Annotated in this window: 14 protein-coding genes; 3 read left to right on the top strand and 11 right to left on the bottom strand. The window is 48.5% G+C overall.

Annotated features, from left to right (window positions below; translation table 11 throughout):
* Positions 1-29 precede the first annotated feature (29 nt).
* The 6 genes from rpoH to HMPREF2711_RS05520 all read right to left on the bottom strand — a co-directional run bounded on the left by rpoH (position 30) and on the right by HMPREF2711_RS05520 (position 8,403).
* Positions 30-893: an RNA polymerase sigma factor RpoH gene (rpoH, locus tag HMPREF2711_RS05545; RefSeq protein ID WP_004519690.1), complete on the bottom strand. Its 864-nt coding sequence runs from the start codon at positions 891-893 to the stop codon at positions 30-32.
* A gap of 281 nt (positions 894-1,174) precedes the next feature.
* Positions 1,175-2,722, bottom strand: coding sequence for an apolipoprotein N-acyltransferase (lnt, locus tag HMPREF2711_RS05540; RefSeq protein WP_070615783.1), 1,548 nt, complete (start codon positions 2,720-2,722; stop codon positions 1,175-1,177).
* A gap of 55 nt (positions 2,723-2,777) precedes the next feature.
* Complete coding sequence (locus HMPREF2711_RS05535; protein ID WP_070615781.1) at positions 2,778-3,644, bottom strand: DUF808 domain-containing protein; 867 nt, start codon at positions 3,642-3,644, stop codon at positions 2,778-2,780.
* 112 nt (positions 3,645-3,756) lie between these two features.
* Complete coding sequence (locus tag HMPREF2711_RS05530) at positions 3,757-5,139, bottom strand: TolC family protein (RefSeq protein WP_070615779.1); 1,383 nt, start codon at positions 5,137-5,139, stop codon at positions 3,757-3,759.
* Between the two features lie 63 nt (positions 5,140-5,202).
* Positions 5,203-7,140, bottom strand: a complete 1,938-nt coding sequence (locus HMPREF2711_RS05525) for a MacB family efflux pump subunit (protein WP_003748569.1) — start codon at positions 7,138-7,140, stop codon at positions 5,203-5,205.
* A gap of 81 nt (positions 7,141-7,221) precedes the next feature.
* Complete coding sequence (locus HMPREF2711_RS05520; RefSeq protein ID WP_003748567.1) at positions 7,222-8,403, bottom strand: efflux RND transporter periplasmic adaptor subunit; 1,182 nt, start codon at positions 8,401-8,403, stop codon at positions 7,222-7,224.
* A gap of 289 nt (positions 8,404-8,692) precedes the next feature.
* Here HMPREF2711_RS05520 and HMPREF2711_RS05515 point away from each other — a divergent pair, with 289 nt between their 5' ends.
* Positions 8,693-9,115 (top strand): type IV pilin protein, encoded by a 423-nt coding sequence (locus HMPREF2711_RS05515; RefSeq protein ID WP_003748566.1) that lies wholly within the window; start codon positions 8,693-8,695, stop codon positions 9,113-9,115.
* A gap of 117 nt (positions 9,116-9,232) precedes the next feature.
* Here the strand turns inward: HMPREF2711_RS05515 and nusB are convergent, their stop codons facing one another.
* From nusB to HMPREF2711_RS05500, 3 genes are all read right to left on the bottom strand, one after another.
* A complete protein-coding gene (nusB, locus tag HMPREF2711_RS05510) occupies positions 9,233-9,661 on the bottom strand; it encodes a transcription antitermination factor NusB (RefSeq protein ID WP_003748564.1) in 429 nt (142 codons plus the stop codon).
* A 119-nt stretch (positions 9,662-9,780) separates the two neighbouring features.
* The gene (ribH, locus tag HMPREF2711_RS05505; protein ID WP_003748562.1) at positions 9,781-10,260 is read right to left on the bottom strand and encodes a 6,7-dimethyl-8-ribityllumazine synthase; all 480 of its coding nucleotides are present in this window, start codon (positions 10,258-10,260) and stop codon (positions 9,781-9,783) included.
* 93 nt (positions 10,261-10,353) lie between these two features.
* Positions 10,354-10,677 carry a DUF2185 domain-containing protein gene (locus HMPREF2711_RS05500; protein WP_003748560.1) on the bottom strand — a complete coding sequence of 108 codons (324 nt, stop codon included), beginning with the start codon at positions 10,675-10,677 and terminating at the stop codon, positions 10,354-10,356.
* 254 nt (positions 10,678-10,931) lie between these two features.
* Between HMPREF2711_RS05500 and rnc the strand changes: the two genes are divergently transcribed.
* Together rnc and era are read left to right on the top strand one after the other, a co-directional pair.
* Positions 10,932-11,651: a ribonuclease III gene (gene rnc / locus HMPREF2711_RS05495; protein WP_003748556.1), complete on the top strand. Its 720-nt coding sequence runs from the start codon at positions 10,932-10,934 to the stop codon at positions 11,649-11,651.
* 64 nt (positions 11,652-11,715) lie between these two features.
* Entirely contained in the window at positions 11,716-12,645 is a 930-nt protein-coding gene (gene era, locus HMPREF2711_RS05490) for a GTPase Era (RefSeq protein ID WP_003748554.1), read from the top strand.
* A gap of 56 nt (positions 12,646-12,701) precedes the next feature.
* On the opposite strand, the gene coaBC is transcribed toward era, so the two are convergent.
* Positions 12,702-13,880 carry a bifunctional phosphopantothenoylcysteine decarboxylase/phosphopantothenate--cysteine ligase CoaBC gene (gene coaBC / locus HMPREF2711_RS05485; protein WP_003748552.1) on the bottom strand — a complete coding sequence of 393 codons (1,179 nt, stop codon included), beginning with the start codon at positions 13,878-13,880 and terminating at the stop codon, positions 12,702-12,704.
* A gap of 34 nt (positions 13,881-13,914) precedes the next feature.
* Positions 13,915-15,144, bottom strand: a complete 1,230-nt coding sequence (locus HMPREF2711_RS05480; protein ID WP_003748551.1) for a tetratricopeptide repeat protein — start codon at positions 15,142-15,144, stop codon at positions 13,915-13,917.
* Between the last annotated feature and the right edge of the window lie 273 nt (positions 15,145-15,417).

Here is a 15,417-nt window from a genome sequence, read left to right as displayed (position 1 = left end):
ATTCAGACGGCCTTTTTATCAAGAAAGGCTTAAACGGCTTCTGCTTCTTCTGCCAAGAAACCGCGCAGTTTTTGCATGGCTTTGGCTTCGATTTGGCGGATGCGTTCAGCGGATACGCCGTATTCGGCAGCCAATTCGTGCAGGGTCAAACCGCCATCGTCTTGCAACCAGCGGCTTTCAACGATACGGCGGCTGCGGTCGTCCAGTTGCGCCAAGGCGTTTTGCAGACCTTCGGTTTGCAGGGCGTAGTGGGCTTGTTTGGACAACTGACGGCTAGGCTCTGCATCGTGGTCGGCCAACCAGTCGATAGGGGCGAAGTTGTCCTCGTCATCGTTGTTTTCTGCCATGATGCCGATGTCGTGGCCGGTCATGCGTTGTTCCATTTCCAAGACTTCGGACAATTTGACGCCCAAATCGTCGGCGATTTCTTGCGCTTCTTTTGGAGACAAGGCATTCAAGTTTTTACGCATGCTGCGCAGATTGAAGAACAGTTTGCGTTGCGGTTTGGTTGTGGCCACGCGAACCAAACGCCAGTTGCGCAAAATGAATTCGTGGATTTCGGCTTTAATCCAATGCACGGCAAACGAAAACAGGCGCGCGCCGCGGCTTGGTTCGTAGCGTTTGACGGCTTTCATCAGGCCGATATTGCCTTCTTGAATCAGGTCGGCTTGGTTGAGGCCGTAGCCGTCGTAACCGCGTGCGATGGATACGACGACGCGGAGATGGGACAGAATAAGCTGTTTGGCGGCGTTGAGGTCGCCTTTTTGTTGACGTTCGGCCAGTTGCGTTTCTTCTTCGGCAGTCAGCATGGGAATGCTGTTGACTGTATGAATGTATTGCTCGAGGCTACCGTTGCCGCTGTGGATAACGGGTAATGCAAAAGCTTTATTCATAAAAGGATGCTCTCCTTGATTAGGCCGTCTGAAAACGGCTTTTTGTTTATTGTGTGACAAGCAGTATAACACTGCCTGTGGTTTGTTTTGTTATGGGTTGGATTTTTTCTGTAAATTAAACGATGGATTCAATAGTTTTTGCTGTTTAAATTGCAGGGGTTGATTGTCTTTGAAAATTTGAGTGATTTGCTAGGTTTTGGGTAAGTATATTACAAACGTTTCTGTATGTAAATAGTTATAACAATAAAAAAGACCTTGTATAACAAGGTCTTAAAAAATTTTTATTCTGGTTTCTTTCGGCCAATCAGGATGAGGAATACGCCGATAACGGCCAAAATACTGATAAGCCAGGTTGAGCCGCCTGCTTTCATGTAAGGCGTTTCGCCGATATAGCCTTTGACGTGGCCTTCGAGGACGGTTTCTGTATCCGGCTGGGCTTCGGCAACAATCGTGCCTTTAGGGGAAATAATGGCAGTTGCGCCGGTATTGGTGGCGCGAACCATGTAGCGGCCCAGTTCCATCGCGCGCGCTTGGGACTGTTGAAGCTGCTGGTACATGGCATTGGATTTGCCGTACCATGCCATATTGCTGATGTTGGCAAGCAGGGTGGAGCGTTTGGCCGTTGCGATGAGTTCGTCGCCGAAACCGTCTTCATAGCAGATATTGAAGGCGACTTTTTGATCTTTCATTGTCAAAGGCGCTTGGTTGTTGCCGCCTTTTTGGAAGTCGGCCAAAGGCATATCCATCATTTTATAGAGGCGCTCGGTAATGATGGGCAATGGCTTGTATTCACCAAATGGAACGAGGTGGTTCTTGGCGTAGTAGGGGATGGTGTCGGAAGTGCTGTTGTGATAGTCGCTCAAATTGATGACGGCATTTTCGTAGCCGTTGCCGTCGGGCGTATATTGGCTGATGCCGATGGCCAACGCGCTGCCGTTGCTTTGCGCCTGTTCAGCGAATTGTTCCAAGATGCCTTCGGGCAGGTCTTGGCGCATCAGCGGCAGGGCGGTTTCAGGCAGGATGACGATGTCGGCACTGGTTTTGCTGATTTGTTCGTAGTATTTCTGAATGGTTGGAATGATTTGCTCTTCTTTCCATTTCAGATTTTGCTCGATATTGCCTTGAATCAGGGCAACGGTGCTGGTGCTGCCGTCAGGGCGGGTGTATTCGGTTTGTTGGGAAATGTAGCCGACGGAGCAGAGCGCAACGATAAGGCATAAGGGTAGCAGGCGGTGTTTCAGACGGCCGTGGTTGTCAATCAGCAACACCAGCCATGCGCTGAGGAAAGCGGTTGCCAGCGTAACCATATGAATGCCGCCTAACGGTGCGAAACCTGCCAACGGGCTGTCTTTGATGATTTGGGAATAGCCGATGGCACCCCAGCCGAATCCGGTCAGGAAGCGTTCGCGGGCAAATTCTGCCAGTGTCCACAAAATCGGCAGCAGGAGGCCGGTTTTGGCCCAGCGCGCCAGGTTGCATTTTCTCCATACCCAAAAACAGATGGCCGGATAAAGCGCAAGAAATGCCGGCAGCAGGAAGGTGAGGGGGATGGCGTATGAATCTGGCAGACCCGAAACATCATGCAAGGCAGTGTGTATCCAATAAAACTGCGCCGTATAACCGATTAATCCGAACAGATAGGCAGTCATGACGGCAAAGCGCGGACGCAATTCAATCAGACGTATCAGCGTGCCAAACAACAGCGGCATCAGCCAGAAATGATAATACGGGGCGAAAGTGAACGGTGTCGCGGCGGCAATCAAGATGACCAGCGGCCAGTACAGCAGCGGGTGTTGCCAGTATTGTTCGAGTTTACGGAAAATATTCATGCTTTAAATGGTATTGAGGCCGTCTGAAAGGTTTTCAGACGGCAGGGAAACAAAATCAGTCTTTTTGAAACAATTTCATTGCAGGCAGGGTGATGGCGCAGGCCAATGCACCGGCGGCTACTCCGACCACTAGATTGGCGATATGTTCCATCATGCCGCTGTCCCAATGTTGCGCGTGGAGGAAATCGTGCAAAAAACCAAGGTTGTGGGCGATCAGTCCGCCGCCGACCAAGAACATCGCCAGCGTGCCGACAATGCTCAAGCCGCGCATAAACCAAGGCATAAATGAAATCAAACCGCGTCCGATGCCTTGTACGGCGGCACTTTTCTGGCGCATCAGCATCATACCGAGGTCGTCAAGTTTGACAATAATACCGACCAAGCCGTACACCAACACCGTCATGCCGATACCGATGGCAACCATAACCAAAGAACGTGTTATCAGGTCATATTTTTCAACAACGCCCAGCGCAATAATGATGATTTCGGCGGAGAGGATGAAATCCGTGCGGACCGCGCCTTTAACTTTTGTTTTTTCGTCTGTAACTTCAGGCGCGGCATCGTGTCCGTCTTCGTGTTCATTGCGGTGCAGAAATTTGTGCAGCAGTTTTTCCACGCCTTCAAAACACAAATAAACACCGCCGATCATCAGCAAGGGCGTAATCAGTGCAGGCACGAAAGCGGAAAGCAACAGCGCAAGCGGCACCAGAATCAGTTTGTTGACCAAAGAGCCTTTTGCCACAGCCCAAATAATCGGCAATTCGCGCTCGGCAGATACGCCGGTTACCTGATTGGCGTTGAGCGCCAAATCGTCGCCGACCACGCCGGCGGTTTTCTTGACGGCGACTTTGGTCATCATCGCTACATCGTCCAAAACGGCGGTAATGTCGTCCAAAAGCGTAAAGAGAGAGGCGAAGGCCATAATGTTGTCCGGATAAAATCAAATAAACGCGCGATTATATATGAAAATTCAGTTGCTTGAATGGGTTTCAGACGGCCTTTGACGGAAATTAACCAAAGGCCGTCTGAAAATGCTATTTCGGCGTATAACGTCCTGCCATGGCTTTGTACACCATATTTTCGTATTTTAAAGCCTCATAGCGTTGGTTCAGCAGGTTTTGCGCCGAGCTGTATTCCGTATTCAAAGCCTCCAGCCAGTCTTTCAGTTCGTTTTTACCGTGTTGGTAGCGTACTTGATAGTAATGGCTGTTTTTCTTGTCCAACTGATAACGCTGTTCCTGATTGGCAAGGCCGGCCTGCGCGTTTTTGTAGGCAAGGTAGTTGGTGTTGACTTCGTTGAGTGCGGTGGTCAGGGCTTTTTCAAAATTCAGCTTGGCGCTGTCCATCTCCGCTTGTACGGTTTTGTCTTTCCATTTCATGGTCTGCCAATTAAGGAAAGGCAGATTGATGGTGGCCGAACCGCCCAATATAGGGATATTGAACGTGCTTTTTGCTTTGTCGGACGATGTACTCAAACTTGCGCCCAAAGTAATCGACGGATACCAACTGCGTTTTTGCGCGTTGACCGATTGTTGCGACGCTTGCAGGCGGTATTCGGCGGCGCGCAGGTCGGGGCGGTTGGCCAAAACGGTAATCGGTACATCCAAGTTCACGCCTTTGACCGGCAACAGACGGAATTGTGCCGGATCGGCGGCCATGTTTTCAGACGGCCTTAAATTCAATAAATTACGCAAAACCTGTTTTTGCGTATCCAAATTGTTTTGCAAAGACAACAGACTGTTTTCTGCGTTCAACAATGACTGTTTGGCTTGCGTCGGCTGGCTTGAGTCGGCCCGGCCGTAGCGGAACTTGGCATTCGCAATGCGGTTGATTTCCTGATATTGCTTCAGCGATTTTTGCGCCAACTCAATGGCTTCGTTCAGGTAGGCGATATTGAAATACGCATCGGCAACATTATTAATCAAAGTCAGGCGCGTGTTGGCCATGTCTTCATGCGTGGCTTGGTATTCCCATACCTGCGCATCGGCAGTGGCACTGAGTTTGCGCCACAAATCCAATTCGTAGCTCAAGCCAAGCTGGCTGCTGAAGGTATTGCCGTGGCTGCCGGTTTTCAGGTTTTTAGAAGCGTTCGCCCCCAACGAACCGCTGAACGAAGGTACCAAATCCGCGCCCAAAATATTGGCTTGGTACAAAGCCTTGTTGACGCTGATGGCCGCCTGTTTCAAATCGATATTGTTCGCCAGCGCCTGCTCCATCAGCGCATTAAGCTGTTGACTTTGGTAGATTTCCCACCAGTTGCCGTTTACATCGTAGCGTTCGGCAGTTTCCGCCGCACTCATGACTTGGCCGGTTGCTTCCAACGTCAGATTCGGATTGGCTTTAGGCGCGGCGCACGCACTTAGGGCAAGGGCAACAGCCAATGACAAGGCTGCTTGGGAAAAAGGTTTCGTCTTCATAAAAAATCTTTCGGGTAACGGCATTTCAGACGGCCTTAAGATAATAGGCCGTCTGAAACATAATCAATCTTGAGCTAAGGCATCAATCGGGTTGAGCTTGGAAGCCTTGTTGGCAGGCATAAAGCCGAACGCGACGCCGATGGCGGTGGAGCAGACGACTGCGCCGATGACGGAAGCCATGGAAATGCTCATCGGGAAATCGGTAACAAAATAGTTGAACACCAGGCTGATGCTTGCGGACAACAATACGCCCGAAAGGCCGCCGATGATACAGATTAAGACGGCTTCAATCAGAAACTGCTGCAAAATATTGTTGCGGCGTGCGCCGATTGCCATGCGGACGCCGATTTCTTTGGTGCGCTCGGTAACGGAGACCAGCATGATGTTCATCACGCCGATACCGCCGACCACCAAAGAGATGACTGCGATGGAAGAAATCAGCAGCGTCATGGTGCCGGTCGTGCTTTCAACCATTTCTTTGATGCTGTCGCTGTTGTTCATAAAGAAGTCTTCTGTACCGTGGCGTGCTTTCAGCAGCTCGGTCAGGCTTTTTTCGGCAACCTGCGTGTTGGCATCGTCTTTGATTTTGACAACGATGGAGTTGGTATAGCTTTCGCCGGTAATTTGGTGCATGACCGTTGTATACGGCGACCAAAGCATCAGCGAGTCGGAATTGCCGAACGAGTTGTCATCCTTTTTCATAATACCGATGACGGTTAGCGGACGTTTTTTGAAGAGGATGGTTTTGCCTAAAGGATTGACGCCTTCGCCAAAGAGTTTGGTTTTGGTGTTTTGGTCGATAACAACGACTTGGGCATCGGTTTTTACATCGTCATCATCAAACAGACGGCCTTCTTCCAATTTCAAGCCGCGTACGTCGAAATATTGTTCGCCTACGCCGTAAAGCGAGGCGGTCAGGTCGGTATTGCGGTAGGTCAAGGTGCCGCCGGAGTTGGTTTGAGGAGTGGCGGAGGCGACGTAGCTTTGTTGGCTGATGGCTTTTGCGTCATTAATCGTCAGTGTTTTGATTCGTCCGCTTCTACGGTCGCCAAAACCACGACCAGGGAAGATGCTGATGGTGTTTGTGCCCATCGAGTTGATGTCTTCCAAGATTTTTTGTTGCGAGCCATTACCCAAGGCCACTACCGATACCACCGAAGCGATACCGATGATAATCCCCAGCATGGTCAGCAGCGAACGCATTTTGTGCGCCATAATCGCCTGTACCGACATTTTGAATGCTTCCATAAATTGATCGTAATAAAACGACCAGGAAGCTTTTTCTTTAATCCTCTCTACTTTGCTTGGCGGAATATCAGGATTTTTAGACGTATCCGAAATAATCTGACCGTCGCGGATTTCGATGACGCGGTTTGCGTTTGCCGCAATGCCCGGATCGTGGGTGACCATAATCACGGTATGTCCGTCTTCGTGCAACTTATGGATGATTTCCATCACATTTTTACCGCTGGCGGTATCCAATGCGCCGGTCGGTTCGTCGGCGAAGATGATTTCGCCGCCGTTCATCAACGCGCGGGCAATCGAAACGCGCTGTTGCTGACCGCCGGAAAGCTCGCTGGGTTTGTTGCCTTCTTTATTTTGCAAACCCAAATCGCCCAATAATTTTTCCGCACGCTCCGCACGCTCTTTGCTGTCCATGCCCATATACACGGCAGGCAGGGCGACGTTGTCCCGGGCGGTCAGCGAGCTTAACAGGTTGTAACGCTGGAAAATAAAACCGAAACGCTCACGGCGCAAAGCCGCCAGCTCATCCGGCTGCATTTGCGATGTTTCGATGCCGTCGATTTGATAAGAGCCGGAGGTGGCGGTATCCAGACAGCCCAAGATATTCATCAGCGTCGATTTGCCTGAGCCGGACTGGCCGATAATCGCCACAAAGTCGCCTTTTTCAATAGAAAGGCTGACATCTTTCAATACGTGCACACGGTTTTCACCGCTACCGAAAAAACGGTTGATATTCTTACATTCGATTAAACTCATAATCTTTCCGGGCGAAAAATAGACATACAGAAACCAAGGCCGTCTGAAACACAGCCAAACCTTTCAGACGGCCTTAATCAATCAGCGGGGAGGGCCGCCGCCCATCATCGCGCGTTCGCTGCTCTTACTCTTTTCGTCTGCGCTCATTTCAGAAACGATTACTTTTTCGCCTTCTTTCAAGCCGCTTTTGATTTCGGTATTCATGCTGTCTTTCAAACCGACGGTCACTTCGCGTTCTACCGCTTTATTGTCTGCGCCCAAAATGCTGACATAGGATTTGCCGTTATGCTTTTTCACAGTCAGCGTCGGTACCAGTAAGACATTCTTCACGCCGTTGATTTCGATTGTGTTTTGAGTGGTCATACCGATGGAAAGTTTGCCGTCGGAATTTGGCACCAAGGCGCGGGCATAGTAGTAAATCGCATTGGAAGTCGTGTCCGTGCTGCTGGTGTAGCTGCCTAAAGACATGGTGGTCAGGCCGGGGTCGACGCTGTCCAATTTCGCTTTAATCGGCGTGTCCGGTTCGGACAAAATGGTGAACGAAATATCCTGACCGGCTTTGACTTTCGTAATATCGCCTTCGGCAATCTGCATTTTGTTTAACATGGTTTCCAGATTAGCCAGTTGGATAATGGTCGGCGTAGATTGCGCCGCATTGACGGATTGGCCTTCCTCAACAGGAATGGCGACCACGGTGCCGTCCATGGTGGCGGTAATCCGCGTGTGGCCCAGTTCGGATTCGGCTGTATTGATGGAGATTTTGGATTGTTTGATGGAGGCCTTCAGTTCGGCGACATTGGCTTTGGCTGCGGCTAAAGAGTCTTGTGCAGATTCCAAATCTTCTTTGGAAGTGGCCTGTTCTTTCCATAAGGCAAGTTCGCGTTTATATTTTTTCTCCGCACTGGAAAGCGCAATTTCGGCAGAAACCAATTTTGCCTGATAAGTTTCCAGTTTGGATTTTTCGGTATTTAAGGTGTTGAGCTGATTGGTTGAGTCGATTTCTGCAATCAGATCGCCTTTTTTCACTTGTTGGCCCAGTTTCACATACAGTTTTTTAATTTGACCTGAAGCTTCCGCGCCTACGGATACCAAATTGGAAGGCGAGATTTCGCCGGTTGCCGATACGGTTTGACGGATATCACCGCGTTTGACCACTTCCGTAATAAAAGAAGACTGAGGCTCAGGCTTCATCAAAGACCAGCCGCCGAAAGCCGCTGCTACTACAACAGCCGTACCGGCCGCCCACTTGAAAACTTTAGACATATAAAAGGAACCAATTCAATAAAATAACGTCGCAGACAAGCGACAAATGTATTGATAGAAACAAAAAAACAACTGGATTTTACTGTAAAGACTAAGGCCAACCAAGAGACAGTCGGCTTAAATTGAAGTTTAACTTATTGAAATAAAAAATAAAAGGATGAAAATATTTTTCAGAACTTGTACCTCGTTTACATAAATTCCCAAACTCCCTCCGAATCTGAACATTTAAGCCGCAAGAAAACGACTATAATATTCATGTCTTATTCCAATTATTAACGACACAAATAAAATGAAATACCAACAAGGCTTCACGCTTATCGAGCTGCTGATAGTCGTTTTGATTGCAGCCATTCTCGCTACCATCGCCTATCCGTCTTATCAAAACTACATCCGCCAAACGCGTCTCGCATCCGTCCGCACACAGATGCTTCATAACGCCCAACAGCTCGAACGCTATTACACTCAAAAAAGTACATTTGTAGGGTTTCCTGATGGAAATTTACAGCAGAATCAATATTTCAATATTAGTTTTTCCGAAGGTACGGATTCTATGCCTAATCCTTCCGATTCAGGTTATATTTTGAAGGCTGTACCCAATAAAGAAACCAATGCCGATGAAACTTGTACCGTTTATTACAACGACAGCGGCATCATCTGGGCAAACAGCGATAAACAAAACTGCCCTGGTTATGAAATACCAAAATCGGAATAAATCGAAATATAAAAGGCCGTCTGAATTTCAGACGGCCTTTTGGATGGTTTGGCTGTATAAGCACATTAGCTTATACAGGGCAAAGATTGGTAATCCTGACCCAATGTGAAGTCAATCTTAGCCTTTGCGGCGCGGTTCGTCAGGGCGGATGCGGGAAGCCAGTTGGTCGAGGATGCCGTTGACGAATTTATGGCCGTCGGTGCCGCCGAAAGTTTTGGTGACTTCGATGGCTTCGTTGATGATGACAGGATAGGGGGTTTCAGGCATGGTGCTCAGCTCATGGCAGGCAACCAGCAAAACGGCGCGTTCGATAGGGCTGAGGTCTTTCTCGTCGCGGTCGAGCAGGGGGCTGATTTTTTCCATGTATTCTTCGGCATGGGTTTGTGCACCGAAAAACAGTTTGTTGAACAGCTCTTCATCCATATTGGAAGATTGGGACAGTTCGTGGATGTTTTTAGCGATTTCGGGAGCGGCGGTTTTGTTGATGCCTGCTTGATAAATGGCTTGTACGGCAAGCTCGCGTGCGCGGCGGCGTGGGCTTTTCATGGGTATTCCTTGTGAAGAGGGCCGATGGTTGTCGGCTAAATATTGAATGATTCAGACGGCCTCAATGTCATGATTGGGAGGCCGTCTGAAAAGATGCGGTATTCAATACGGGGAGAAGCTTATTCTTCGTCGTCTTCGTATTGTTCTGACAAAAGATGGTTGACCAAGTTGGCACATTCTACGGCAACTTTGGCGGCATCGGAGGCTTTTTCTTCGATGCGTGCGACGGCCTGTTCGTCGTTTTCGGTCGTCAGGATGGCGTTGGCAATCGGGATGTTGTAGTCAAGGGCAACGCGGCTGACACCTGCGCCGGACTCATTGGATACCAATTCAAAGTGGTAGGTTTCGCCGCGAATGACAACGCCGATGGCAATCAGGGCATCGAATTGTTCGGATGAAGCGAGGTTCATCAGCGCGATAGGCACTTCAAGCGCGCCGGGGACGGTGGCAAGCGTGATGTTGTCTTCGGCTACGCCCAATTCTTTTAGGGTACGGCAACAAACTTTGACCATTTCGCTGCCGATTTCGTTGGTGAAGCGGGCCTGAACGATGCCGATGCGCAAGTTGGTACCGTCGAGGCGGGGTTCGATAATGTTCATGATGATTCCTTCAATATTGGTGAAATAGGGATTCGGCTCGGTTTCAGACGGCCTGGTTATAGGGAAGGCCGTCTGAAATGAAATGGGGATAGATTATTCTTGCGGCTGCCAATCGGCAACGGCTTGGAACTCGCCGTCTTCGTTCAATTCCCACGCGCTGCCTTCTGCCTGAGTCAGCAGGGGCGCGATGTCGGGATTGTCTGCGGTAATGGCGGAGAGGCTGACAATACTGAAGTTGTCGGGATTGTCGGTGTATTCGTCGGTTTCGTCGCCGCTGAAAATACGCCAGCCGCTGTCGTTTTCAAATACGGGGGCTTCGCGGTAGAGGAAACCGACGGGTTCGCCTTGTTCGGCGACGGTGTTGGTAACAATGCAGCGGTCGAGCGCTGCGGCCAATGCTTGGGCAAATTTGTTCATGGAGTTGACAAAGAGATGATTTGGCATGATTTTACACGATTCGCCGCTTTTCCGCACGGATGTGTGCAGGGGCGGTTTGATGGTACAATGTCGGTCGAGTGCCGTCAGGTTTGAACATGACGGCTTTTGATTGTTTATCGGCTTGAGGGACGCGAGAAACAATGAGCCAAAATAAAAAAGTTGCCGATGTAGCCTTTTTATTTTGTTTCACTGCGGATGAGGCGTATTTTCGGGCTGTTTTTTGAAAGTATGGAATGAAACCTGATTTGCTCAAACAGCAGGCGCATCGAGCGATTCAAAAGCGTCTGGGCTATGAGTTCCGCAATATGGAGCTGCTTCAGCAGGCTTTGACCCACCGCAGCTACAATGCCAAACACAATGAGCGTTTTGAATTTGTCGGCGATTCGATTTTGAACTATTCCGTGGCGCGGATGTTGTTTGACGCGTTTCCCAAATTGTCGGAAGGCGAGTTGTCGCGGATGCGCGCGGCTTTGGTGAATGAAGGCGTATTGGCTGAAATCGCGTTGGAAATGAATGTCGGCGACGGTTTGTATTTGGGTGCCGGCGAGTTGAAGAGCGGCGGTTTCAGACGGCCTTCGATTTTGGCCGACGCGATGGAGGCGATGTTTGCAGCGGTCAGCTTTGACGCTGATTTTTCTGCGGCGGAAAAAGTGGTTCGCCATTTGTTTGCGGAACGCGTGAAACGTGCGGATTTGAACATCGGCAAAAAAGACAGTAAAACCGCTTTGCAAGAAGCCTTGCAGGCACGCCGCTTTGCCCTGCCGAAATATCGAATCGAAGAGCAGGCGGAGCAGACGGCCGATGCGATGTTTGTGATTTCCTGCGATTTGGGCGAACTCGGCTTTATCTGCAATGCACGCGGCAGCAGTCGGAAAGTGGCCGAGCAAAAAGCGGCATGTGAAGCCTTGGAATGGTTGGAACAGAAGTTTCCTTTGAAAAAATCTAAAAAATAATATTTCAGACGGCCTTTGAGAAAATGCAAAGGCCGTCTGAAACAATCAAGAAAGTCATATATAAATGGATATCGAAACCTTTTTGCAAAACGAGTCACAACACCCGACGGATTATCGTTGCGGCTTTGTGGCCATCGTGGGTCGCCCGAATGTCGGCAAGTCCACGTTGATGAACCATTTAATCGGTCAGAAAATTAGTATTACCAGTAAAAAAGCACAAACCACGCGCAACCGTGTAACCGGTATTTACACCGACGACACGGCGCAATTTGTGTTTGTCGATACGCCGGGTTTTCAAACCAATCACCGCAATGCCTTGAATGACCGTCTTAATCAAAACGTAACCGAAGCGTTGAGCGGTGTGGACGTGGTGGTTTTTGTGGTGGAAGCCATGCGTTTTACCGATGCCGACCGCGTGGTGTTGAAACAGTTGCCTAAGCATACGCCCGTGGTATTGGTGGTCAATAAAATCGATAAAGATAAAGCCAAAGATAAATTTGCGCTTGAAGCGTTTATCAATGAAGTGCGCCAAGAGTTTGAGTTTGCCGCCAGCGAGGCAGTCAGCGCGAAACATGGTCTGCGTATTGCCAATCTGCTGGAGCTGCTCAAGCCGTATCTGCCGGAAAGTATCCCGATGTATCCGGAAGATATGGTGACGGATAAATCCAGCCGATTCCTGGCGATGGAAATTGTGCGCGAAAAATTGTTCCGCTATTTGGGCGAAGAGCTGCCGTATGCTATGAATGTTGAAGTGGAGCAGTTTGAGGAAGAGGAAAGCGGACTGTTCCGCATTTATATCGCGGTGTTGGCTGATAAAGACAGCCAAAAGGCGATTTTGATTGGCAAGGGGGGGGAGAAATTGAAGAAAATTTCTACTGAAGCCCGCCTTGATATGGAGAAATTGTTTGATACCAAAGTCTTCTTGAAGATTTGGGTGAAAGTGAAATCCGGTTGGGCAGACGATATTCGTTTCCTGCGCGAATTGGGTTTGTAATGTAATGTGTTTGAACAAAGGCCGTCTGAAAAACTTTCAGACGGCCTTTTGTTTGATTAAGCCAACAATTCAGCCAGGCGTTTGACGATTTCATCTGCTGCTTGGCGTTTCGATGTTTCCGGAAAGGAGGTTTCGGCAAGGTCATCAATAATGGTGATTTGATTGGTTGGCTTACCCATGGAAACGGAAACTTGGTTGGCTACCAGCATTGGAACGTTTTTGCGTAAACGTTTTGCCCGTGCAAATTCCAAAACTTGATGGCTTTCCGCTGCAAAGCCGACACAGAACGGTGGGGAAGGCAGGGCGGCTACGGATGCGAGAATGTCTGGATTTTCCGCCAGTTCGATAACCGGGGGCTGATTGCCGTTTTTCTTCAGTTTTTCGTTGCTGCTATTTTTGACTTTATAGTCTGCAACGGCTGCGACGGAAATAAAGACATCTTGCGCATGGATATGGCGGTGAACTGCCTGATACATGGCTTCTGCGCTGACAGCCTGTTCAGAATGAGCCAAGCCTGCGGGTAAGGCCGTCTGAATTTGACCGTAAATCAGTGTGACTTCCGCTCCGGCAGCACGGCACGCACGCGCTAAAGCCATACCCATTTGTCCGCTGGAAATATTGGTAATGCCGCGGACAGGGTCGATGGCTTCAAACGTTGCGCCTGCTGTAATCAGAACTTTTTTGCCACTCAGCAGCTTGGGTGTCCATAAATCCTCTAGCAAATCTGCCAGATCGACTGCTTCGACCATTCTGCCCGTACCTGTTTCACCGCAAGCCTGTTCGCCATTGTTTGGGTAAAACACGGTAATGCCGTCTGAAGCCAGTTGCGCAATATTGCGCAGGTTGGCAGGGTTGTTCCACATTTCAACATTCATTGCAGGCGCAACGGCCAAAGGACATTTTCTGGCTGCGGCCAAAGTAGTCAGCAGGTTGTCGGCCAATCCGTTGGCAATTTTGGCAATCGTATTGGCAGTTGCAGGCGCAATAAGAAATGCGTCGGCTTCGCGCGTCAGATTGATGTGCGCCATGCCATTATTGGAAGCGCCTGAATAGGTATCCGATAACACGGGATTGCCGCTTAATGCTTGGAAAGTCAGCGGAGAGACAAATTCCGTTGCAGAATCCGTCATCACTACTGAAACAGAATGTCCTTGCTTTTTCAGCAGTCTGACCAGTTCACACGATTTATACGCCGCAATACCGCCGGTAATGCCGAGGAGAATGTGTTTACTCATGATATTGGATGTTTAGTTAAGCTATTGTTTGAAATCAAATTCTCTCGATATTGATTTTTGCCAATCCTGCTTTAATGGCATTACCGTATCTTCTGGGTAAGGAAGCTGAGACAATTCCGTTTTTTACTTCAGTTACGTAACTGCACACCTTAAATTCAGGAACAACATTAAGCGAGTAATCCCGATTGACTAAAGGAGATACACACGAATATAAAGTCCATCTCGCCAAGCTGTTATCTTCATAATCGGTTGTCGCATTGAAGCTGGTTGCACCTTCGCAGAAAGCAATTTGATAATCTGGGTTGAATGCTCCGGGGATGTCATGCGGATTACGGAAGTTGAACAGTCGGTCATGTGCAAAGAGATTTTGGCGTATATAGGCCCACAATTCTTTTTCTAAGAAATCCTGATCCGCGAAATGCCTTGAAGAATAGCCGCTATCAATAAAGTTTTGAATTCTTTCCCGCATATTAGGAACAGCACCGGCCTTAGCTCCCCACATACCTGCAAGAATTAAAGCAGTATGCGAGCCCGAATCGCGTATGGTGTGGAATAGGGCGCCACTTTTTATCCATTCCGAAACAGAAGCTGCATCTCGATAACAAATAATAGAATCAGCATCGCGAAATATCACATATTCAGCTTCAGGATCATTTATCGCAAGAAAACGCCACATCGTTCCGGGCCAGTTGCGCAGTTGGGGATCAATATGGATAACCTCCGCACCATTGGCCTTAAACCGTTGGATGGCTTCGGCCGGAACAGAATCATCAACATAGAAACGGCATGTCCAGCCAGGGAAAAGAACAGGGGCAAGCTGGGTATTTAAAACGGCAGGCTCAATATATTTGGAACTATTACCAAATAAAGAAAACGAGATAATCCGTTTTCCATCTTTTGGCGCCGATGCAGGAATAATTTCATGCTGAAGGTCAGGTATGGCTTTATCTTTCAAGACCAAAGCCTGATGGCCATAAAATCCGGTTCTTTCCCAATTTCCCAAACCGCCGTATGCATGTGCAAGTAAATCCAAAGCAGGGATATAGGCGCTATCCAACTCCAATGTTTTCATTTCGGCCTCAATGGCTTTTTCCCATTTCAATTGCTTTAGATAGACATAAGCAACTTTGTGATGAAATTCGACAGATTGTGGATTGAGAAGGCAAAGAATCTCCGCACGTTTAAGCGCTTCCTCGTAATTTTCCTCTTCGATAAAAGAGTGATATGCCTGTTCAAATTTTTGTTGGATTTGTTGGTTGCTCATAATAGGTCAATTTTAAATTTATGATTGTTTTATTGAAGAAAGTGTAGATTGTAAGAGTAGATAGGACCAAAGCGCCAGTAATATAAAGAGAAATAGCATCTGAATGTAGCAAATTAAGAGCAAAGTTGTAGGGCTATTATCTTTGAAGATTCTGTATATCTAGTGAACGTATAAAATTTGATAAATTTAAAATTATTTAAATACAGACAGTTGCGGAAATTCTGCAATTTTTTTGAAATTGGGTGTTGACTGGTTTTGTTGGGAGGCGTATAG

It is taken from the genome of Neisseria sp. HMSC070A01, from assembly GCF_001810165.1.
Classification (GTDB): domain Bacteria; phylum Pseudomonadota; class Gammaproteobacteria; order Burkholderiales; family Neisseriaceae; genus Neisseria.
This window is presented reverse-complemented; position numbering and strand designations above follow the sequence as displayed.